At 35.3% G+C, this 20,984-nt stretch carries 20 protein-coding genes; 4 read left to right on the top strand and 16 right to left on the bottom strand.

Annotated features, from left to right (window positions below; translation table 11 throughout):
- Nucleotides 1–151: 151 nt before the first annotated feature.
- The 4 genes from SPD53_RS06375 to cap4 are packed head-to-tail and all read left to right on the top strand — an operon-like array spanning nt 152 to nt 4,762.
- Complete coding sequence (locus tag SPD53_RS06375; RefSeq protein ID WP_336252006.1) at nt 152–1,147, top strand: SMODS domain-containing nucleotidyltransferase; 996 nt, start codon at nt 152–154, stop codon at nt 1,145–1,147.
- Nucleotides 1,147–2,859 (top strand): ThiF family adenylyltransferase, encoded by a 1,713-nt coding sequence (locus SPD53_RS06370; protein ID WP_336252005.1) that lies wholly within the window; start codon nt 1,147–1,149, stop codon nt 2,857–2,859. The genes SPD53_RS06375 and SPD53_RS06370 overlap by 1 nt, the downstream gene beginning before the upstream one ends.
- Nucleotides 2,852–3,325: a Mov34/MPN/PAD-1 family protein gene (locus SPD53_RS06365; RefSeq protein ID WP_336252004.1), complete on the top strand. Its 474-nt coding sequence runs from the start codon at nt 2,852–2,854 to the stop codon at nt 3,323–3,325. The genes SPD53_RS06370 and SPD53_RS06365 overlap by 8 nt, the downstream gene beginning before the upstream one ends.
- Entirely contained in the window at nt 3,326–4,762 is a 1,437-nt protein-coding gene (gene cap4, locus SPD53_RS06360; RefSeq protein ID WP_336252003.1) for a CD-NTase-associated endodeoxyribonuclease Cap4, read from the top strand. It abuts the gene before it with no gap.
- Between the two features lie 229 nt (nt 4,763–4,991).
- Here the strand turns inward: cap4 and SPD53_RS06355 are convergent, their stop codons facing one another.
- The 16 genes from SPD53_RS06355 to SPD53_RS06280 form a co-directional block, all read right to left on the bottom strand.
- Nucleotides 4,992–5,903 (bottom strand): conjugal transfer protein, encoded by a 912-nt coding sequence (locus tag SPD53_RS06355; RefSeq protein ID WP_336252002.1) that lies wholly within the window; start codon nt 5,901–5,903, stop codon nt 4,992–4,994.
- A 15-nt stretch (nt 5,904–5,918) separates the two neighbouring features.
- On the bottom strand, nt 5,919–6,935 hold the full coding sequence (locus SPD53_RS06350) for a bifunctional lytic transglycosylase/C40 family peptidase (protein ID WP_336252065.1): 1,017 nt from the start codon (nt 6,933–6,935) through the stop codon (nt 5,919–5,921).
- An 8-nt stretch (nt 6,936–6,943) separates the two neighbouring features.
- Nucleotides 6,944–9,109 carry a CD3337/EF1877 family mobilome membrane protein gene (locus SPD53_RS06345; RefSeq protein ID WP_336252001.1) on the bottom strand — a complete coding sequence of 722 codons (2,166 nt, stop codon included), beginning with the start codon at nt 9,107–9,109 and terminating at the stop codon, nt 6,944–6,946.
- Nucleotides 9,063–11,516, bottom strand: a complete 2,454-nt coding sequence (locus tag SPD53_RS06340) for an ATP-binding protein (RefSeq protein WP_336252000.1) — start codon at nt 11,514–11,516, stop codon at nt 9,063–9,065. Before SPD53_RS06340 ends, SPD53_RS06345 begins: the two co-directional genes overlap by 47 nt.
- Nucleotides 11,500–11,892 carry a conjugal transfer protein gene (locus SPD53_RS06335; RefSeq protein ID WP_336251999.1) on the bottom strand — a complete coding sequence of 131 codons (393 nt, stop codon included), beginning with the start codon at nt 11,890–11,892 and terminating at the stop codon, nt 11,500–11,502. Before SPD53_RS06335 ends, SPD53_RS06340 begins: the two co-directional genes overlap by 17 nt.
- 66 nt (nt 11,893–11,958) lie before the next feature.
- Nucleotides 11,959–12,459 carry an antirestriction protein ArdA gene (locus SPD53_RS06330; protein ID WP_442946179.1) on the bottom strand — a complete coding sequence of 167 codons (501 nt, stop codon included), beginning with the start codon at nt 12,457–12,459 and terminating at the stop codon, nt 11,959–11,961.
- Nucleotides 12,460–12,627: 168 nt separating this feature from the next.
- A complete protein-coding gene (locus SPD53_RS06325; protein WP_336251998.1) occupies nt 12,628–13,794 on the bottom strand; it encodes an MFS transporter in 1,167 nt (388 codons plus the stop codon).
- Between the two features lie 21 nt (nt 13,795–13,815).
- Nucleotides 13,816–14,283 (bottom strand): MarR family transcriptional regulator, encoded by a 468-nt coding sequence (locus tag SPD53_RS06320; RefSeq protein WP_336251997.1) that lies wholly within the window; start codon nt 14,281–14,283, stop codon nt 13,816–13,818.
- 372 nt (nt 14,284–14,655) lie between these two features.
- A complete protein-coding gene (locus tag SPD53_RS06315) occupies nt 14,656–14,877 on the bottom strand; it encodes a hypothetical protein (protein WP_336251996.1) in 222 nt (73 codons plus the stop codon).
- A gap of 129 nt (nt 14,878–15,006) precedes the next feature.
- A complete protein-coding gene (gene mobT, locus SPD53_RS06310; protein ID WP_336251995.1) occupies nt 15,007–16,206 on the bottom strand; it encodes a MobT family relaxase in 1,200 nt (399 codons plus the stop codon).
- A gap of 211 nt (nt 16,207–16,417) precedes the next feature.
- Nucleotides 16,418–17,758, bottom strand: coding sequence for an FtsK/SpoIIIE domain-containing protein (locus tag SPD53_RS06305; RefSeq protein WP_336251994.1), 1,341 nt, complete (start codon nt 17,756–17,758; stop codon nt 16,418–16,420).
- The gene (locus SPD53_RS06300; RefSeq protein ID WP_336251993.1) at nt 17,758–18,138 is read right to left on the bottom strand and encodes a YdcP family protein; all 381 of its coding nucleotides are present in this window, start codon (nt 18,136–18,138) and stop codon (nt 17,758–17,760) included. Before SPD53_RS06300 ends, SPD53_RS06305 begins: the two co-directional genes overlap by 1 nt.
- Nucleotides 18,139–18,150: 12 nt before the next feature.
- The gene (locus SPD53_RS06295; protein WP_336251992.1) at nt 18,151–18,465 is read right to left on the bottom strand and encodes a YdcP family protein; all 315 of its coding nucleotides are present in this window, start codon (nt 18,463–18,465) and stop codon (nt 18,151–18,153) included.
- Between the two features lie 107 nt (nt 18,466–18,572).
- Nucleotides 18,573–18,767 carry a hypothetical protein gene (locus SPD53_RS06290; protein ID WP_442946269.1) on the bottom strand — a complete coding sequence of 65 codons (195 nt, stop codon included), beginning with the start codon at nt 18,765–18,767 and terminating at the stop codon, nt 18,573–18,575.
- A gap of 68 nt (nt 18,768–18,835) precedes the next feature.
- The gene (locus SPD53_RS06285) at nt 18,836–19,927 is read right to left on the bottom strand and encodes a DNA cytosine methyltransferase (RefSeq protein WP_336251990.1); all 1,092 of its coding nucleotides are present in this window, start codon (nt 19,925–19,927) and stop codon (nt 18,836–18,838) included.
- Nucleotides 19,928–20,379: 452 nt separating this feature from the next.
- Nucleotides 20,380–20,984: site-specific integrase (locus SPD53_RS06280; protein ID WP_336251989.1), on the bottom strand; the 605-nt coding region annotated here is incomplete at its 5' end.

The following is a 20,984-nucleotide window of genomic DNA, read 5'->3' as shown; positions in this document are numbered from 1 at the left end:
GCTGAATTACTACTTTCATTACTTGGTACTCGTCTTCGTTAGCAATATTCAGTAAATAAATTCTATTTTATTTGTAAGAACATATATTCGTGTTATAATAGGGTTATTCAATATAATTATAAAGAATAAGTAAAAAGGGGGAGCAGATTATATGGCAACACAATCACAGTTTATTAAGCTTCTTCAAGAAATTGAACCGAGTAAAACAACAAAGAGTGATGCGAAAAATGGTCACACCAATTTAAGGGATTATCTTAAGAAAGATGATGATTTCAAAAAATACCATGTTACAGATTTTTTATCAGGATCTTATAAAAGAAATACTGCCATCCGTCCGAAAATAAAAGATGGTAATGTTGCAAGACCAGATGTTGATATAATAGTAGTAACCAATCACACTACAAATGATGACCCACAAGATGTGATTGATCTTCTCTACAATACACTAAAAAATAAATACTCTATTATTAGAAAACAGGCTCGTTCCGTGGGAATCGAAACGAGTAACGTTGACATGGATGTTGTACCTATTATTGCACCAAATGGCATGGAAGGTACTTTATATATTCCAGATAGAAAAAAAGAAGATTGGCTTGAAACAAATCCACCACAGCATACAGAATGGACAACAGAAGTCAATCAAGATAGTGGAGGGCGTTTTAAACCACTTGTTAAGTTAATGAAATGGTGGCGTCGCGAGAATCCAACTGTAAATAAAAAACCAAAGGGATTTGTCATTGAATGCATTACGGCAGAATGTATGGATCGAAATGAAGCACAGTATGGGGAATTGTTTGTAGGGACACTTGAATCAATCGTTGATAAATATGCTTTTTATATTGGACTAGGGATGGTACCACATATCGATGATCCTGGTGTGTCTGGAAACTCAGTTACAACAGGTATGAGTTTTGCAGCATTTGAAGGTTTCTACAACAAAGCCAAGAAACATGCTGAGATTGGAAGAAAAGCACTTAATGAAGAGGATGACGAAGAAGCATTAAAATTGTGGCGCCAAATTTTTGGTTCCCGCTATCCATCATCTGGTACCTACAATACTAACTCCTTGTTAAAGAATGCTATAGAGCCTTCTTTAACATTCCCAAATAAAGCAGTTGAACCAAAAAAGCCAGGAGGATTTGCTTAATGAATCTATGGTTTTTATCCGAACCTAAACGATTGGCTATAGAGAGAGAAGCAATTGAACGGATGCAGTCTAAATCAACATGGTTAGAGGGTGTGGAATGGATCCTTGATTCTGGTATCGTATTAAAAGCTCAAATAAAAGCACATGAGTATATTTATGAAGTGAAATTAAGCTACCCGAATCTATTCCCACAAACCCCACCAACAGTAAAGCCAATTGATGATGACAGTCGCTGGTCGGATCATCAGTATACAGATGGAGCTTTATGTCTTGAATGGGGACCAGATAATTGGCATCCATCTATTACAGGGGCTCAAGTATTAGAAAGTGCTTATCGACTAATTCATGCAGAAAACCCTCTAGGAAACAAACAGGAAAAAGAACATATACCCTCTAGGCATTTTTTAACCGAAGGTCAAAAACTTAGACGTAAAAACATAAGATTTTACGTAAAAAGTAAATTTTTGGATGTAATATCAACTTTTCACTATAACAAAGTGGCAAACATGAAGTTTGCCATGGTTTTTGAAAACAAAACATTGGTTATGCATGTTACAGCGTTAGAGAAAGAAGACGAAACGCTCTGGACAAGTTCTATCCTTCCAGAAGAATTAAAACCATCGAAGGAGGATATTGGGTTAATTTTAAAGACACAACTACCCTTGGAAAAAATCCAAACGCTTAAGACAATCACAGATATAGAAGAACTTTATGATAAAAGCTCTGTAAAACCTTTGTCAGATGAAAAATTAATTTTAGTAATAGATAAAGACAATAAACCCCATGCACTTTTTAGTTTTAAAAGTGATAACGAATTGTTAGAAATTCCGATTGTAACTGAAAATAATGTTAAAAATAGAAATCCTGCGTACTTAAGCGAATTAAATAAAAGAAAAATTGGGATTGTAGGTTTGGGATCGTTAGGTAGTAAAGTGGCAACATCTTTAGCGAGGATGGGTGCTGAAAAATTTTATCTTGTTGATGATGATATATTCTTATCTGAAAACATAGTGAGACATACCCTTGATTGGAAGAGTGTAGGAGCACATAAGGTTGATGCAGTTGAGAATCAGTTAAAACGTATATCTTCTTATATTTATGTTAAGACAAGCAAAATCAATGTTACTGGGCAAGAGGCAACAACTTCTTTGAATGCTGTATTAAGCCAATTAGGGAATTGTGATTTGATTATTGATGCTACCGCAAGTCCAAAGGTGTTTAATTTCTTGTCAGCTGTTAGTGTTTCTTATAAAAAACCAATGGTTTGGGGTGAAATTTTTGCAGGAGGAATTGGTGGTTTGATAGCAAGAAGTAGACCAGATATTGACCCAGATCCTCAAACAATGAGACATGCTTTTTATGAAACAACGAAGCAATTTCCAGATATTGATTTCAATACATTTGAACCTTATGGTATTGAAGAGGAAACTGGAAAAGTTATGATTGCTTCAGATGCTGATGTTAATGTGATAGCAAGTCATTTAACAAGACTTGCAGTTGATACAGTTTTAGAAAATGATCCATCTATGTTTCCATTCTCAATGTATCTTATTGGCCTAACGACTTCATGGATATTTGAAGCACCATTTGATACACGTCCAATAAAGACAGAGCACTTGCAAAAATATTCAAAAAAACAAAAAGTATCTGAAGAGGAATTGAGACCGACTATAGAATTTATTCAAACATTATTGGAGAAAACCAATGATTAACCTGATTCTTCCTAACCATATTGAACAAAAGTTAAAAATTGAATTACAGGATGCTGGCGAACGAGAAATTGGCGGGATTTTAATGGGTGAACATGTGGAAAAAGGAACATTCAGGATTTGTGATTTCACGATTCAAAGAGACGGTGGAACATGGATTACATTTGTTCGACGGATTCAAAAGTCTTTAAAACAGGCTTTACGTCAATTTTTTGAAAAAAATAAACATAATTATACAAAATTTAATTACCTTGGTGAATGGCATTCACATCCTTCTTTTGAATTAATACCCAGCATACAAGACCGACAAAGTATGTCTGATATAGTAAATAACCCTGAGGTAGGAGCTAATTTTGTAGTCCTTTTATTGGTAAAACTTAATCATGAGAAAATTGATTACAATGTTACGTTGTACATTCCTGGCTCTTCAATGATTAAAGGAAATTTGATACGAGAGGAGAGCGATTAATTGACTGATAAATATAAACAATCACCGTCACTTTTAGAAGCTGAATCTAGAGGAGGGGACATAGCCACAAAGGGGATAGATTTTCAGGCTAATCTTATTCTATGCAAAATCCCTTATTGGTTATCATATGAGGGTTTTTCATCAATTATTTGGGAGAGTATAGGAGATATAGAAGCAAAGTTTTATGTACCTGGAATAGGGGAAAGTGTTGAAGCGATTGAGGCAAAAGATCACCAAGTAACCCCTTCAGAGTTTTGGGAAGAAATTGAAAGATTTCAACGAATGGATGAAGGTAGCCCTGGAACATATAGGAGATTTATCTTATCATGTCCTGGATTGTCAGTGAAGCTACACCCCCTAGTAAATGGGTTAAAACGATTGCGGGATTCATACCCGTTCTATGATTTTTCATCTGGAGTATTTCGAAATTCTTATAATGATTTTAAAGAAATAATAAAAAAATTGGGTAAAGACGATAAAATGGCGATGTTCATTTATAGTAAGGTTATTATTGAAGAAAAATGGGGATCACTTAGTGATAAGACTAAAGGTATTTTTAAGGATGAATTTGATAGTCACTTACCCGATTACGATTTAAGAAGCAGTGAATTAGATAAAGTGTTTGAAAACTTGCTTGTCTTGGTTAGGTCTCAAAAGAATAAACCTGTTTCCCGTTGTCGGTTAACTGATACGATAAATAAATCGATTAACAAGGATAGTATCCCTTCAAACCCAGTATATATATGTACATCTATAGATGAGGTCTTAGAAGAAAATAAAGAGATTGAATTCATGTGGCACTCTTTTTTTGGTGGTTATGACAGAAAATATCCGCCTACCCCCAAATGGAATACAAAGTTATTTCAAGAATTACTGGAGACAAAAAAAAGGATTCAAGCAAATCGATCAACAAAGAAGATACATCTAAGTGGTAATCGCAGGATTTCTGCGTCTTTAGCGTTTGGAGTTGCTTTTTCAGCAGTATCAGGTTTTGTAATTGAAGTTAAACAGCGAAATAGGGAAATATGGTACACAGATTCGTTTCCTGATAATGAAACTCCAGAGTATAAGTTTTCAATTGATTTTGAAGATAAAATTGGAGAAGAACTTATTGTTACAATAGGTATCACAAGGGATAGTATTGTCACTGAGGTTACTGAATATTTACAAAAACAAAATTTATTACATTTACCAAAACTTCATCTCTATTCGCACTTGCCGATTTTATCCGCCCAACAAGCTAATGATGCAGTTAATAAAATAAAAACTGAAATTAAAAAGGCACTTTCTATATCTAATGCAAAACAAGTGCACTTGTTTTATGCTGGTCCCTCACATCTTGCATTATTTTTAGGTCATCGTTGGAATGCGTTAGCATCCTTGCAATGTTATGAATGGATTAAGACTGGCGAATATATGCCCACATGTTATTTGTAATTATGAAGTGGAATCAATAAATATACTAACAACTAATTTTATATGAAATGATTAAAAGGAACTTACCATAAAAAAAGCGGATCAAATTAAATATTTGTTTCCTATAATCAATTGTGATTGTTGAATATATAGTAATAAATTCTTCAGTTTTTTAGATGTGCTGTACTAACATAACAATCACCACTTGTTCAGTTTTGATGGAGCAAGTGGTGACTATCCTACATTTAATTTATTCAATAATTAGCCAATTCAAATCTTTTTCTAACGTGAGTATATATTGCGACAACTGCATTGCTTTCGTTGCTTCATCTAAATACTTTACTGTAACCCATACTTTTATTTGATGGTCCACTGTCTGAAATACGGGATTAACTAACTCTGAAAATAAATAGTCCTTACCAATAGGTGGTAAGGCATTATCTTTCACATAATAAGCAAGTTCCTTATCCGTCGCAGTAGGATAAAATGCAAAGAACGTCTCCAAAAACTCTGTCACCTCTTGCACCGTATCGGAATCAATTGTACCGTTACTCTCGGGTTGTTGTGGTTCATAATCTGATTTATGTGGTATGTTCCATATAGTAGGATTTTGTGCAATCACTAAATTTCCCGCACTATCTTGATGAAGCAAAATCCGATAGGTGGAATGAATCTTTTCGCTATTTTTATCCTCCGTAATTTTTTGCTCTACGGAATAAACAACCGCATAAGTATTATCATCTTCTTGTGATACCGACCAAATATCAATATCACTTACGCTAGAACTAGTAGGAATGTCTGCTCTTACTGTATCAGTATTTAAAGCTTGCAATTCCTCTGTTAGATAATGGCTTAACTTATCCTCACGTTGTTCAATCGATTCTTTATTATTTTGCCACGTATAGTAATCTTTCACAAAGCTTTTCGTAAAGCTTTCAATTGCACTAGTGTCCACAAGTTTTGTTTCAATCACTTCTTTTTCATGAACTGTATGTTGATCAATAGCAGTAAAGTTCTTATATATCCCAAAGACAAGGCTACTGATTAACACAATCCACAAAACAGTCACTGATTTCTTACGTGTTCCAACACTTTTTTCTCTTGTTTTCGATGACTTTATTTCCACTTTTTGTTTTTCTTTTTTTCTAAATATGTTTTTCATCTATTCCAACCCTTCCTATTGTTTAATTCGTCCGGCTCCAATTAGATGTTTTTGCCAGTAAGCAGTCGTTAAGTCTGCATAACCAATCGGATCACCTGCGTTATACATTTGATTGTCTCCAAGATAAATACCGACATGGGTAACATACGTTCCAGCATTATACGTTGAGTGAAAAAATACTAAATCACCTGGTTTAGCTTCATATAAAGGGATATGTTCTGTAAAGTCATATTGTTGTTGTGCTGTTCTTGGTAAATTAATTCCAGCCTTTTGATAGCTCCATTGCGTAAGTCCACTACAGTCAAAAGAAGTGTTCGGATTATCTCCCCCAAATACATAAGGATATCCTTCGTATTTCAATGCTTCATCCATCACAAGTTGAACAATTTCACCATCAAATTGTGGGGAGTGAAAGTATTGATGGACTAAATCTACATAAAACATGTTGCCATACAGGTAACGCCAACCCCCGTTCTTTTTTACGGCAATTGGGTTGGAATAAGTCGTTTTACTTCCACCTGAATGTTTTTTCGCAAAGCTTTGGGCTAAGTCAAAACTATATTTTTTTCCTCTTTTTGCGACATAATCAATGAAACCACCGCCGTAGTTATACGCTTGTATGACCGTATTTCCATCTACACCTTTAGATTCTGCTGATTGAAGTAAATCCGCAAAGTATTTTACGCCTTGCTCTATAGAGGCTTCTTCCGAATCTAACGTATTAGGAGGTAATCCCATGGATTCACTCGATTGCATCACATCGATTAACTTTCCACCACTTTCCACTTCCATAATTGCGAGTAACGTTGACACATATTCACTAACGCCATATTCTTTTGCATATTTTTCTACCATTGGTCGGTATTTTAATACATCTGCTGACACGGAAACACTTCTACCGCCATCCATGTCAAAATCATTTCCTCCTGATGAATCATCTTCATTAGAAATGAAAAGTGCCACAAAAACTAACAAGCCAAAAAAGAGTAGAAAGCCTACTCCATACGTAATGAGCATGATTTTTAATCGCATGATTTTCATTAACGTTGCCTCCTATTCGTAGGCGCAGAACGTTTCTGAAGCTGCCTCTTCTTCATTACTTTGATTGGTTTATCCGGGTGCTTCATCACTTTTTGTACTTTTTGTTTACGTTCCATTTCAGGACGTTCTTTATAAACAGATATTTTTCTATTTAACTTCGACTGTTTGAATGGATCCTGCACCACATGGGTTAAAGATTCTTTAGCATTTGTTGATGTCTTTCCTTGCTGTACAATTCTTGCTACAATCGGTTCACTTTGAGTAACTGGTCGTGTATGAGTAAACCGGTTACGAGAAGGTTCACGCTTTTTATCCAATGCCCGTCGTTTATCAGCTATTGTTTGGCGATGCTTCATTGAACGTTCTTTTGCTGCTTTTTCTCTTTGTTCTTTCGCCTGCACAACACCTTCTTTAAAATCATGAACAGGCTTTTTCAATTGTTCTTTGCCTTGCATCACTGCATATTGAGTATTTGTCGGTAAATCAACCAATTGTTCTTTTCGGTGTTTGATATTTGCTCGAACCTGATTTTTTGCACCAAGCACCTTTCCCGTTACTTGACCAAACTTCTGACTTAATGAAGTTGGATTTACTTGTTCCTTCGTCTTTTCTCGATTCTTTTTAGATGATGATGTAAGCCGTTGTAATGGGCGAAGGGAAGATGAACTTCCTTTTGTCTTTTTAGACTGGCCAACTAATGCACCAGCCGTCGCTCCAGCGGTTGCACCTGCAAGAGTTCGCGTAATATTGCGTTGCAATCGACGCCCTCCACGATTAAACATGCGATAAGGCCGACGCATCACTTTACGCCCAACGTTTTGTGAATCATTACTTTGTAAGCTGAACATACTCATGATGTCACCAAGTTTCATGTAAATGCCCGCAAACGTGACAATCTGCAAGAAAGCAATTAAGAAAAATGGATAGCTTGTTGTTAAGCTATACAACATGGATGAAATACTAAAAGCAACTGTAATAATTAACGTAATGCCCGCACGAAGCATGATTACATTAAACAACTTCATAATGGCTTGTTTCCCCATGTTTTCAAAAGTTGGAATCATAGATAATAAAAAACTAATCGGTAAGAACATCGCATAAATAATAAACAAAATTTGTGAGAAAATCATAATGCCCGCTAACAGAAATACGAAAATGGATATACCAATATTAAATAGGAATAAAAAGAAGACCATGCCTAAACGCGTAGTGGTCTTCGTAATCGTTAAGTTTTTATTGTCATGATCCTCAATTTCTGCTTTCACCGCATTCTCACGATTTTTTCCGTTATTGGCATCTGGACTAATCGAAACTAATGTATCAACACGATCTTCGCCAATCGTTTCTTTATCCGAATCATCGAATTGTAACAACATCCAAGGTTGCTCCACTTGAATTGAAAAGAGGTTATCTCGAATCATATCGACACTATCTCTTCCTTGACTAGTAGAACTTGGCATCAAAATTTTTGTTCCTAAATCTAAACTTGCTTGACTAATATCTGCTGAAAAATCATTGATTTTTGTAATGTATGTTGGTGCGTAAGCGATAAAGGAGGCAGATAAAATAAACACAACCAAAAAGTTTAAAATCGCTCGAATCGCTTTCGTTGTTTCTCGTTTCATTAATCCTGTATAAGCCACGTAAATCCCAATGACTAAAATAAACAGCAGCAAGAACCCAACATAAAATCCTGAACTACTAAAACCGCTTGCCGTAATCCCAGCTAATGTTTGCATATTCTTCCCAATCGCATCCGCTGTTTGAGAAATGAAATCTAGAGAGTAGGCTTGTTGGATTAAGTAGCCTGTCGCATTTGATAAATACAGACTTATTATCCAAATGAAGTTGGTAATCGTATAAAGTCCATACATCACTTGTTTACCAATTCCATCATTCCAGTTCCACGGCAGCCAATCCCAACCTGTATCGACATAAAAATCCAATTGGTAATGATCTAATGGATAAAGGGAATAGAAGTTATCCTCCGATACCGTATCATCGACTAATCCCGCAGCTTGCGCAAAAGTGCCAAGTAATAGAAGACATAGAAAAACGGCAGCACCAATGAGTACTACCGTTAAGATCACTTTTTTCAATTGTCGTTTCTTCACATCATCACCTCGTCTCTTTTTCAGTTGTAGGTGGGCGAGTATCGAAGGCATCAAATAAATCTTCAAAAACAGGATGGACTTGAATAATCCCCACACGTCCATATAAATCTTGAATCAAACATTGACCATTTTCTAATTCACGAAGTCTTCTCTGGTTTCCTTCATCTTCTTTATCGACGCCAAAAAACTCCAACGTCTTTTTAATTTCATTAATATCTCTAGAACGAAAGGCAAACTTCACACCGATATTGTTTTTCAATTTCTCATCCGTTAAATCATCTGCATTTTGCGTCACAAAATATACGCCCGCATTCATGGCACGTCCAGCTCTTACTAGTTTGTTAGACAGTGTTTTCCCTTGTGCTACTTGCAGGAAGGACCAAGCTTCATCTAAATCAACTATTTTAAATATACTGCGATTAGAATGGATAAAGTCTAATGCAAAGGTAGAAATAACAATGAGCATTGCGACACTAAGCAGTTCCATCGTCGTATATTCTTCAAAACTCGTTTCTGCATCAGGTAAAACTAAATCGGCTACTTGAATAATATTTAACTGTTTTTCTAAACTAATCGAATTTTTCACCGTTCCATCTGAAAACAGGAGGTGGGCAAAATCATAATCGGTAAAACTTTCAATATGATCGGCGATTGGACGTGCTAATGGATTCGGATCACTTCTAAGTTCTTGGATGACAAGAAGCAAGCCACGTTCTTCCTGTTGACCAACGGCCCGAATCGCACGTCGTAATACAGGGAATTTCTCACCATCCCGACTCGATATACCCGTGAGGAAGGTAAGAATATCAATCGCAAGGCTTTCTGAATCCTTTTTCTTTTTCATAATGACAAAAGGATCAAGTAGTCCTTTGTTTGAATCATCGCTTGTTAAATTAACAATATTTATTTCATGTGCCATTTCTGGTAATGTTTCTTTCCAACTTCCTCGTTCCGCCTTTGGATCAACGATAAGAGCTTGTCCACCAAATAGCACTGCATAATAAACGAGTAAGTTATTTGAAAAAGATTTCCCACCACCAAGTGAACCTAAGAAAGCAGAAGCAAGCGCATTGGTGACAGAACCTTTGACGCCCTGACTGGCTAGGCTTGGGTTGAGATATACATTTCTTCCTGTATCCAAGTTGTAGCCAAAATAAATCCCTTCTGTTTCACCAAGCATCTGTGTTGCACCAAATCCAAGTCCCGCTAAAAAGTCAGATGTTACATACTGAATATAATCATTTATATACCGTTTACTGGCGGGAATAAATTCACTGTGTAAACCAATCATATCCCCAAAAGGTCGAACAAGTTTTACGTTTAAGTCATCATAAAAATCTTTTACTTCATTACATCGCTGTTTCAGTTCATCTAAAGTAGATGCAGAAACTCGAATGACATAACTTAACTTGTACATTGATTCTTTACTTTGATCGAGTACATCTTCTAATTCATTCACTTGTTCCAAGGCTTCTAGCACATTACTTCCTGTTTCATTGTTAGATTCATAGGCATGATTATCTAAATCTTTCAGTTCTTTTTTCTTATTCCGTACGGTTGATAATGCTTTTTTATTCGTCACAATTTCTACATTCATGGATGTATCGATAGGGAAGGTGAATTGTTGTTGCTGGTAATAAAAGATTTCATCTGACGGAAATTCCAAATCACCAACAATTGAATTAATCGTAAAATAAGCAACATAAGTCGTTTGTTCTTCCTGTTCTATTTTTAAATAACGTTGATTTTCTTCCATTAAACAACGTGTTGGTTTAATGATGTCATAGCGCTTCACTAAAGTTTCATGCTTTAATTTTTTCAAGGGAAGCACGTAGTCATAGTCCTCATAAGCAATATCTGATTGTCCATGTAGATGTTCAATTAAATAACCAAAATCATTTTTATCTAAAGGGCGTATTTTGAAACGTCTTAAAATTTTGTTTTGCAGCAAAGACTCCATTTTAGAGAAACGTCTCATTTCATCATGAGGCATGGAAACAAAATCCCCCATTAAATGATGGTTCACATCACGAACAAAAGAAGATAGTGAATTTTTGATTGATTTCCCCATAGATTTCATACTGATTTCTTCTTCATTCAAGAGCAACTTGAAACCGATAAAGAAACGATAGTCTACTTGATATTCCCCAATCATGGAAACAAGCGCTTCGGTTTGATCGTCAATTCGTGCATGAGCAACATCTTTTAACCTTCCAGTAACCAAGTTTTTACTTCGCTCTTGAACAGAACGAATACTACTAGCCGTACTAATTTGTAGGGCATGAATTTTTCCGTCTTGATTTTGTGCAATCAATTGGCGAAAGTGATCATGCACTTGGATTTTTTCATCTGGCGATAAAAAAGAATAATTGTAGGGAAGCAATTCATAATAAGCAAAGCATTCCCCGTCATGATTGAAGACAAGGTTATTTTCTATATATTTAATCGGATAACGCATGCAGTTCACTCCTCACAGCTGTAATATTTTCTTTCATATTCACTTGTTGTAATTTGATTGGTTTCCCTGCATAAGTTAATTTAGGACGAAAAAAGTAAGTGATGACAGATTTTAGAAAGCTATATGGCTTTTTGCCATCAAATGTTTTTTGACTCATAAACCATGTTAAGCCAACAGGTATTCCCACATATTTTAATAACGCTCCATTGATCAAAGAGAGTGGGGGAAGATTCCCAAGTAACATGACAAGCAGAAGCGAAAGTACAAACCACGACATTTGATTAAACGTGACGGGGAAGGGCAATCGAAAATCATTAATCGCATAAATCACTTTTTCAACCGACCAAATACGTGTATAACTTTTTAGTTTTTTCATAAGTTCTCCTTTCAAGAAAAAAACAGCCTGCATATACACAGACTGTTTTTACATTTTTATATTTACTTATCCAACATATTCAAAGACACCATGTGATGTAACAAGAAAACTCCCGTTTATTTCTAAATCTCTACCAAGCGCTTGATAATCAATATAGTTCTGTAAGTTAGTAGGGACTTCCCCAAGCATGCCTGTTTCTTCTACATAATACCGAGCTACATCTTCCATATCTTCACAATCTGCATAACAGATAATATCATCCTGATTTTCTAGCAATTCTTCTAAGCTATCAAACCAGTAGCCTTGAATTTCAGATAGTTCATGGTAAATTGGTGAGCCTTCTAATTCTTCTACCATGGCACATAACCGATTGATTTCAGAGATTGGCGTGTATTCACCAATTTCAAACGGCAATTCATAATCATGTATGGCGTATTCCTCATATTCACTATTTAACCCAATGCGTTCCTTCACTTCTTCCATGTCGATAGGTGGTGTAAACCACGATCCAACTAATTCGCCTTCATTATATTTTCCGAGATTAGCGATATATACTTGCATGTCCATCAGTTTTCACATCCTTCTTAAAATTAGACATAAAAAAAGCAGTAAACAACTCGTATTGTCTACTGCACTTGAAAACTTTTCTTCGTTTATACTGACTCATATATTATCTCCCGTTTTAATTACCATATTAGCTCTAACAATGCTATATTTTGTTCACTTTTCAAAGTGTTAGAACTTGATATACTGAAATAGGGAAATAAGAAAAAGTAACACACCCAAAACGATAAAGATATAGGAGCTTGGTATCACATGACTTAATCCAGTAAACATACCTCCAACTGCCATACCAGAGTAACGAATGAAATTAAACAAACCTAAAGCCGCACCGCGATTTTCACTATATTCATTGCTTATAATTGATGAAAATAATGGGGGAGCAAATCCTACTGTTATTCCATACAGAAATAATAGAATACTTAACCCTATGATAGACTTTGAATGAAGAAAACCAAAGATTATAATAAGCAAAGGCATAAAAAAGATAACAATAATAAACAGTTTTCGCAACGCTATTGTTACCTGGACTTTTTTAAAGATCATACTTCCTAAAATCATACTTATTGTTAAAGGTAAGTATAATAGCCCGATATCTTGCAAGGATATATGATAATAGTCGTTTAGTAATATCGGTAAAAATACGATAATCAGAAAGTAAATAAAAAAGATAAAAAAACTTACTACCATCGTAATAAAACCAACTTGATTGGAAAAAATAGTCCGATAGGTTTTAATAAAATTTTTTGACGTCCTCTGACCGTCTATATTTTCACCACTATCAAGTGTACATATAATAAACATCAGCAGTACCATCGCAATAAGAAATAAAAACAGGAAAATCCCCTGATAACCAAAGTTTTCTCCCAATATACCTCCTAATATCGGCGCAATTGCGGGAGCTAAGGTAAGCAATATTTGATAGGTACCCATAGCACTCCCTCTTTTCTCACTTTCAAATAAGTGTGAAATCATATTTATCGCAACTAATGGGATGATCCCAGCGCCAATCGCTTGAACAATCCTAAAAATCATAAAGAGTATAAAATTGGTAGTGAACGCACAACTAACGGTTGAAATACCAATTAAAATAAAACTAAGGATTAATAAACGTTTTTGATTTTTAGTGTCTACTATGGTTCCTAAAATAATTTGAATCAAAGCTATAATAAAAATAAAACTACTAACAGTAAAATTTACCCAGTTAATAGAAACGTTAAAAGAATCTCGAATAAGCGGAATCACCGGTGTATAAATATTTTGATTTAAAGAAGCGAAAAAACTACTAAGACTCAACAAATATAATGACAGTATTTTTGTTTGAGTAAGCTGTCGAAACATACATGTTCTCCTTGTATAATCTTATTGAGATTTTATATTTCCTGTAACAGTCTTTAAAAAGCGAATAATGGTCTCTAATTCCGCTGTATTAAATTCATTAAAAATTCTTAAATAACGTTCCCTTGCCTGCTCATGTAGTTGGGCATGAATAAGAGCAAGCATTTCACCTGATTTTGTTAGCAGATAGTAAACTTCTTTTTTGTTGTCTTTCTCTTGTATTTTTTCTAAGATATGATGTTCTAACAGTTTCCTTACAGCTTTTGTAATCGCAGGTTTAGATACATTTAAACTTTTAGAGAGTGTGGTATTATTTGCTCTTCCTTTTTCTTTAATAGATGCCACGATGTGTAATTGAGTCAGCGTCCAATCCGAAATAATTGATTCTTCTTGTCCCATATTCATCTGTTTTCTTATTTTATCAGCGGCTTCTCTTTCCTTGATGAATTGCTCTAAAGCCTCTAGTGCTTCTATACTTTTGTTCATTTTCATCACCTATCTCCAACTTTTAGTTAACCAGTTAACAATATTAATTTTATATAAAATTAATTAGTTTGTCAATATACACAATGTATTCTTCATAATGTTAACCAGCTAACATTATATCGATTTATAACTTATAGTATTTGAAATCAATACTTTCACCTAATTTCTTATTGTTTAAAATAGGTTCACTAACAATTGAATAATAAATCATCTAAAATTTAATATCCGTCAGGCTTTTAAAGTGAACATACAAACAGAAGCATTTTATCCGCTAATAGACAAAAATAGACTTGTTAATCCCTTCCGCACTACCGTTTGGATCAACGTTTGTTTATAGAACATAAAAATACACTTATCCCCCACAAACAAACGTTACAATTAAGACCCTATGATTCTATTGAACAGGTTCAATAGTACATCCTTAACACCACTTGCATTAAATACTAATCCTACTGCAACCAAGGCAACAATTAAAAAGCCAATCAGTTTAGAAAATTCCCGTTTAAATCCTAAATAAATACCAATGACCACTATTGCCATTAATACTAAAGACTGCGCATTACTTAAAAACCAGTTATATAAATTCTGCCCAAAGTTCATCTTTCATTTCTCCTTTCAATTACTAATATTTTGTCACTTGATGCATGCATTCGATAAACCATAAAATGATGCCACCTATGATGGTAATAAAAATAAATTTTACGAATTTCATGGAAGCCCTCCAATCTATCATTTAATGACATCTTCTGTTTCAAGTGCCTGTTGCATCAATAATTGTTGATGACGCTTGCTTAACTTCGCTTGATCTAACATATCTTGAATCACAGTTGTTTGATTGATTTCATCTAGTTTAGTCGCTAGTTTCCAAGTAGGGGCTACTTGTCGAGCCAACCACCTAAGTGTTTTATCGAATGTGTAAGGTTCAGGTTTTGTTGTTAAATAAATTTTTCTGTTTTCACCTAAATCTAAAAAACGCTGCCACTCTGCATTCATTGGCCAACTACTACGACGCTTATTCTCCACTTTATCTACAAATCGAATATACCGATTAATAATAGAAAAAGCAGTTCGTCCCGCATCTTCATAGGTCATTAAATCAACAACTGCATGATACGCACGATCATTTTTTAATCGAATTTCAAACCGATTTTTAATGTCCGTATCTTCAAGTGAGGCACCATGTTTTACGTATTGTTCATAATCTTTTTCATACACACAAAAATACACATCACTTTTCAAAGAGCCGATATACAACGTATTTCCCATATCCCGCTTTTCTTCTCCATGAACTAATTCTCCAGAACGATAACTTTTAAAGCTACGAAACACAGAAATACATTCTTCATTTCTACATTTGTTAGTCAAAAATGGAATATCCAATATGCCTGTCTTATCATTGATCGCAAGATCAACTCGTTTAAATACACCATTCACACGAAACACATCCATAAAGAAATCAAACCATGTTCGTTGTTGAGCCAGTAGAAAATTTTCAAATTGCCGACATCCTTTTCCTTTCAGTTCAAGTAAACAACCTTTATCTTCATCTGGCGAAACCATGACGACAATGTCACCAAAAACATATTGTTCCATGTAAGAATAAAACGCATAGTCTTCATGGATCATATACTCCATTTTCAACCGTAAGATTTCTTCAATAACTGGCTTTGGGTTCGTTGTTAAAAAACGTATTCTTACATAATCAAATAAAATTTCGAGAGGTGCTTCTGGATTAAATTGCTCTAAAATATCGAACATTGCCTGTTGTAATGTTTGAGTCGGTGTCATTTTTCCTGTTTCAATCTCACTAATATATTGTCTTGAAATTCCCACATGTACCGCTAATTTGTTTTGCGATACGCCATATGCCAACCGTTTTTCTTTTAATTGTTGATACCAAGGTACTTCATTCATGTGCATGCCTCCCAACAGAAAAAAGATGTCAACTAAAGGCTAAAAGCTGACATCTTCGTAATATGTTCTAAACCCTTGATGCAAAAGGGGTTTTAGACTTTTGAAACAGTTTCTTATTGTTTTTCTACCCCCCTGTTAGAAACGGGGGGTAAAGCGTGGCTGTCGCCACGCAGGCTTTGCCCAGCACAGCGGCTTACGCTTCGCACGCCGCCGCGCTGGGCAGCCTTCATTGAGCTAGTTTCTCTATCTCTTTTAAAAAGTCATGATTCTTTGGCACAAGTGGTGTGTAAAATTCGGTAATCACATTATCTCCTTTATCGACATACCCGCGTCCTTTAATCTGTTTTAAGAAAAATTGTTTTTGGACATCACTTCCAAACATCATGCCATATCCTAGTTCGGACATTCTTCCTAAAGCAACGCGAAAATTAAATTGATCACGAATCCCATCGCCTAAATATTTTGCATCTGGCCGCTGACAGGCGAGAATAAGAAAGAAACCGGCTTGACGACCTAACATGACAATCTGTTTTAGTTTCGTTAATACAGCTGTACTTTCTTTAGAAGCGAGCATTTCCATAAAAGCCACGTATTCGTCAAAAACTAAAAAGTGGGGAGGTAAACCCAAATACGCATAGTTTTCTCCTGTTTTATATCCCCGCATTTGTTTCATTTCTTCACTTCGAGCTATCATATCTTCATAAAATTGGTCAATACATGCCATCATATCTTCCTTTTTATAATAGACATCAGGCATGACAGTACTTAGATCGGCTAAATCTGCATTTTTTGGATCTAAGATATATAACTTCGCATTTGTTTTTAACAACGCTTCAATCAACGTAAGAATAAAATACGTTTTTCCGCCACCTGTTCCGCCAGCAATCAACATATGTGGCAACTGATCATATTCCCAATCCATCGATTTCATGAGCTTTAAACGACCGTTTTGCGCAATGACGTCATCAATCGAAATACGGTTCGCAATCATATCATAAAAAAGAACGTACTCAATATAGGAATCATGTAACTCCTTAGACACTAACTCACAGTATAAGCCACTTTCTAACTTTTTCTCTAAATTTAAAAGTGGCTCTTGATATTTGCCAAGTGTTATTTCTACTTGAATATGAATCATGCCTTTTTCATAACGATAATACATCTTTGGAAAATGACTGATTTTTTCCTTTGCCTTATTAGAAGGTACATCTTTAAAAAAACCTTCATTCATCACTTGTTTTGTTTCATACCACTGATTGTCTAAAATCATCTTTGCGAGCTTTTGTCGATGCATCAATTGTTTTAGATGATTATAACGATACCGATAATAAACAAAAGTACAGATTGCCACTAATACCAAACTAATGATTAGTGAAGTGAATCCATACTTACTTACAAAGTGAGTTTGAAATGGATCAATTTCCCATGTTGTCGTAAGTAAAAACTTTATATGAAAAGGGATAATGAAAACGAGCCATACACCAAACAATCTAAAAAAGATAAATTGAAAAAAGAGAGATGCGTCACTTGGTCGGATTCGCTTCCCTCTTTTTCGGTATAATTTCATTATTTATCTTTGGATGAAGTGGATTTTTGAGTGTTAGTGCCTGGCGACGCTGTTTTCCCTTTTAAAATTAAATCATCTGCCTTGATATACCAATCCACATCCGCACCACGAAAAGTTGCATTTGCGACTGTATCTGCGACAGGATTAATCAGTTCCACTTCCGCATTATAATCAAAATCTTTTAATGGAACGGAAGCAGGAATACTTACTTGGATCATACGTCCTTGTTCACGAGACTTTAAATCATAGGTGCGTTCTTTTACTTCCGTTGATACTGTACCATCTTCATTTTGTAGAAACACTTCCCGACGTAATGAAGAAAACTTTAATAATCCGAATGTCTTTTCTTTATCAATCACAATTCCTTCTGCTAATCTCATGTTTTTTCCTCCTTATGCTTTGACGATGTCGTCTGCATGTAAAATATAATTAGTGAAACCACGTTCACCAATTTTATAACCTTCTGCGGTAATTCTAGCATTCACTAATTTTACTTTTTCCTCATGTTCAAAAAACTTTTCTCCAGCTTCTTGGGGGAGAATCACTTCAATATCATCTGCACGCTGAATATCGGAATACAGATTATAACTCCTAGAAAGAGTGGTCATACGCCCATTAATCCGTCGCTGTTCGACTTTACCTTCTCCTGCATATTCTAAATTTCCAAACGTCTTTTCCATGTTTGGAATGACATATTTTAATTCCATGATATAGCCCTCTTTTCTTGTTTTAATTTTTGATTATCTATTCAAATGGAAAACAAGAGCAGAACGGAGGTGAACGAGTAAAATACATTTTCATAAATGAATCACTCCTATGCTTCTTGTAGTCGATAATCCACACGCCCATAAATGACACACCAAAACACAATCATAGTTTCTCCATTTTTATCACGAATCAATTTCCCACAAGGAAAAAACGGGAAATCTTCAATCTCAATTTCATTGATTACAAAATGATCATCGATCCATTCCATCACCTTTGTTTCGTTATCTTCCAAACAAACCACACTCCTTCATGGATGAAACCATAAAAAAAGCATGACAGATAGAATTTGTCACACGTTAGCTTGTTAATCTATAAAGTTTCTGCAATACCAGCCATAATATATGCCGCACATGGAACGGCAATTGCATTTCCAATCGCTTTATATCGTGCATAATCACTAATTGCTTCATCTTTGTGTCCTAAAGCTGTCCAACCTTCAGGTAAACCCATCAAACGTTCACATTCTAATGGGGTAAGCTGACGAATAAATCCTTCTTTTTCTTCTCCTTCGTACCAAAACGAAAAATAATTTACGGAACCTGCGAGCAAAGTGGGAAAAGGGTCATGCGTTCGTCCAAAACTTCCAATGAATCCCGTTTTATTTCTATCTTTTGCGGCACTTCGCATGCGTCTTTCTTGAAAGGGGCGGACGATGGGTATTTTCCCCCTTGTTTTTGTAGCAGATATTCGACTGGTGCTGGTGGAGGACAACCTGTTTTTTCCGCAAGACGTAGGAAACGATTGCAAATCGCGGGCTTTAAATAATATTTCTTTGGCACGTGTTCCTCCAAAATCTGCCACGAGGAAGATACGTCTTCTTCTTTGAGCGAGCGTGGGCTTTCCCCAATATCGGGCATCCAAGAGTCGCCAACACACTTCAACATCTTTCCCTCGGACCATTCCAGCGTTTGCCCATTCTCCAGAAGCAGGCATTGGAATATCGGCTTTTGTGAACGATTCCAGCACGGCTTTAAAATCCAACCTGTTATTTGATGAAAAAGCTCCCATGACGTTTTCCCAAACAGCGATAACTGGATATGTTCCATTCGTTGCACACCTCATTTCATCAATAATTCGGATTGCGTGAAAAAACAAACTTGATTGACTTCCTGCAAGACCTTTTCTATTTCCAATATTGGATAAATTCTGACAGGGTGAACCAAATGTAATGATATGAATAGGTGGTATCTTTCCACCATCTATTTTTGTAATATCCCCCAGATGGAGCATATGAGGGAAGTGTCGTTTGGTAATGGAAACAGGTGCTTTCTCTATCTCGCTTGCCCATGTAGGTATAATTCCACAACGAGAAGCTGCAAGAGGAAAGACACCAATTCCGTCAAAAAGACTACCTAATTTTAAATTTGTGTTATAGTTATTTTTAAACATGTCATCTATCAATATTTCACCTCTGATCTCATAACCTTAAGAAACATCATCTGTCATCGATCAACATTCCAATGACGTTAAATACAATTATTGAAATAATAAGTGGAAGATAAAAATGTAAGTTTTTATCACTATTGATATTAAACCTATCCCAATAAAAAAAGACGTTCAAAAGAATGAACGCCTTTGCAGAAATAACTGTTTCTTATAGAATTTAACTAAATTTGAATATTAGAGTTTTAGGAATCAGTAACAGAATTCAACAAGTATTTGATTAGGTGCAATTGCACTTTTATTGCACTTTTTATTATTTTCTATACAGTTTATTCGTTTTTATATGTTCCCAAACTCCTTGATATTACAGCATTTTGCTTAATATGCCGTACGTTTAAAAAAGAGTGGGAGTAGTTGTAGGAGAGCTGAAACCCCTTTGTTTACAAGGGTTTCGGCTCTTTACTCTATTTTCATTGCATTGTTATTGCATTATTTGTTTTTGTTTTTAAACCTTTACGTAGGTATTGGACAGTAAATTGATTTTTGGGAGACGTATCGATATTTTCCTTTGATGTCTGATAAGACATAATTCCTTCTAATTTATGGGCGACCTCGAAGTTACTATTTGGATATAAATGTCCATAGGTGCCGAGTGTCGTTTCAATATCTTCATGCCCTAAACGATCTTTGATGATTAACGGATTTTCTCCCATACTGATGAGCAGGGAAGCGTGAGAATGTCTTAAAGCATGTAACCTAATCCGATGAATCCCAGCTTTTTCAGAAAAACGTGTAATAGCATTCGCTAACGTATGCTTTTGTGTAGGGATACCATTATAACTCATCACAAAATTGGTTTGAACGACAGATTGCTGTACGTCCTTCCATTCGCTGAGTAAAGTTAATGTATCTCCGTCTAGTGCAATATGACGAACACTAGCCTTTGTTTTTGGTTCTACAAAAGAATAGTTATCCAAATTCTTATAGTAAAGTGTTTTATCGATAGATAACAGACCTTTGTCAAAGTCAATATCTTCCCATTGAATCGCAGTGGCTTCCCCAATTCGCATGCCTG

Source organism: Oceanobacillus sp. MO10714A, from assembly GCF_037072045.1.
Lineage (GTDB): Bacteria > Bacillota > Bacilli > Bacillales > Amphibacillaceae > Oceanobacillus > Oceanobacillus indicireducens.
Note: the sequence above shows the minus strand (reverse complement) of the source record. Positions and strands in the feature narration are given on the sequence as shown.

Excerpts from the sequence above, each read along its gene's own strand:
- SPD53_RS06305 (WP_336251994.1), bottom strand. The coding sequence starts at position 17,758 with ATGAAATTATACCGAAAAAGAGGGAAGCGAATCCGACCAAGTGACGCA.
- SPD53_RS06335 (WP_336251999.1), bottom strand. The coding sequence starts at position 11,892 with ATGAAAAAACTAAAAAGTTATACACGTATTTGGTCGGTTGAAAAAGTG.
- SPD53_RS06315 (WP_336251996.1), bottom strand. The coding sequence starts at position 14,877 with ATGAACTTTGGGCAGAATTTATATAACTGGTTTTTAAGTAATGCGCAG.
- SPD53_RS06355 (WP_336252002.1), bottom strand. The coding sequence starts at position 5,903 with ATGAAAAACATATTTAGAAAAAAAGAAAAACAAAAAGTGGAAATAAAG.
- SPD53_RS06340 (WP_336252000.1), bottom strand. The coding sequence starts at position 11,516 with ATGCGTTATCCGATTAAATATATAGAAAATAACCTTGTCTTCAATCAT.
- SPD53_RS06330 (WP_442946179.1), bottom strand. The coding sequence starts at position 12,459 with ATGGACATGCAAGTATATATCGCTAATCTCGGAAAATATAATGAAGGC.
- SPD53_RS06365 (WP_336252004.1), top strand. The coding sequence starts at position 2,852 with ATGATTAACCTGATTCTTCCTAACCATATTGAACAAAAGTTAAAAATT.
- SPD53_RS06345 (WP_336252001.1), bottom strand. The coding sequence starts at position 9,109 with ATGCCTTCGATACTCGCCCACCTACAACTGAAAAAGAGACGAGGTGAT.
- SPD53_RS06300 (WP_336251993.1), bottom strand. The coding sequence starts at position 18,138 with ATGAGATTAGCAGAAGGAATTGTGATTGATAAAGAAAAGACATTCGGA.
- SPD53_RS06370 (WP_336252005.1), top strand. The coding sequence starts at position 1,147 with ATGAATCTATGGTTTTTATCCGAACCTAAACGATTGGCTATAGAGAGA.
- SPD53_RS06320 (WP_336251997.1), bottom strand. The coding sequence starts at position 14,283 with ATGAAAATGAACAAAAGTATAGAAGCACTAGAGGCTTTAGAGCAATTC.
- SPD53_RS06295 (WP_336251992.1), bottom strand. The coding sequence starts at position 18,465 with ATGGAATTAAAATATGTCATTCCAAACATGGAAAAGACGTTTGGAAAT.
- SPD53_RS06325 (WP_336251998.1), bottom strand. The coding sequence starts at position 13,794 with ATGTTTCGACAGCTTACTCAAACAAAAATACTGTCATTATATTTGTTG.
- SPD53_RS06375 (WP_336252006.1), top strand. The coding sequence starts at position 152 with ATGGCAACACAATCACAGTTTATTAAGCTTCTTCAAGAAATTGAACCG.
- SPD53_RS06350 (WP_336252065.1), bottom strand. The coding sequence starts at position 6,935 with ATGCGATTAAAAATCATGCTCATTACGTATGGAGTAGGCTTTCTACTC.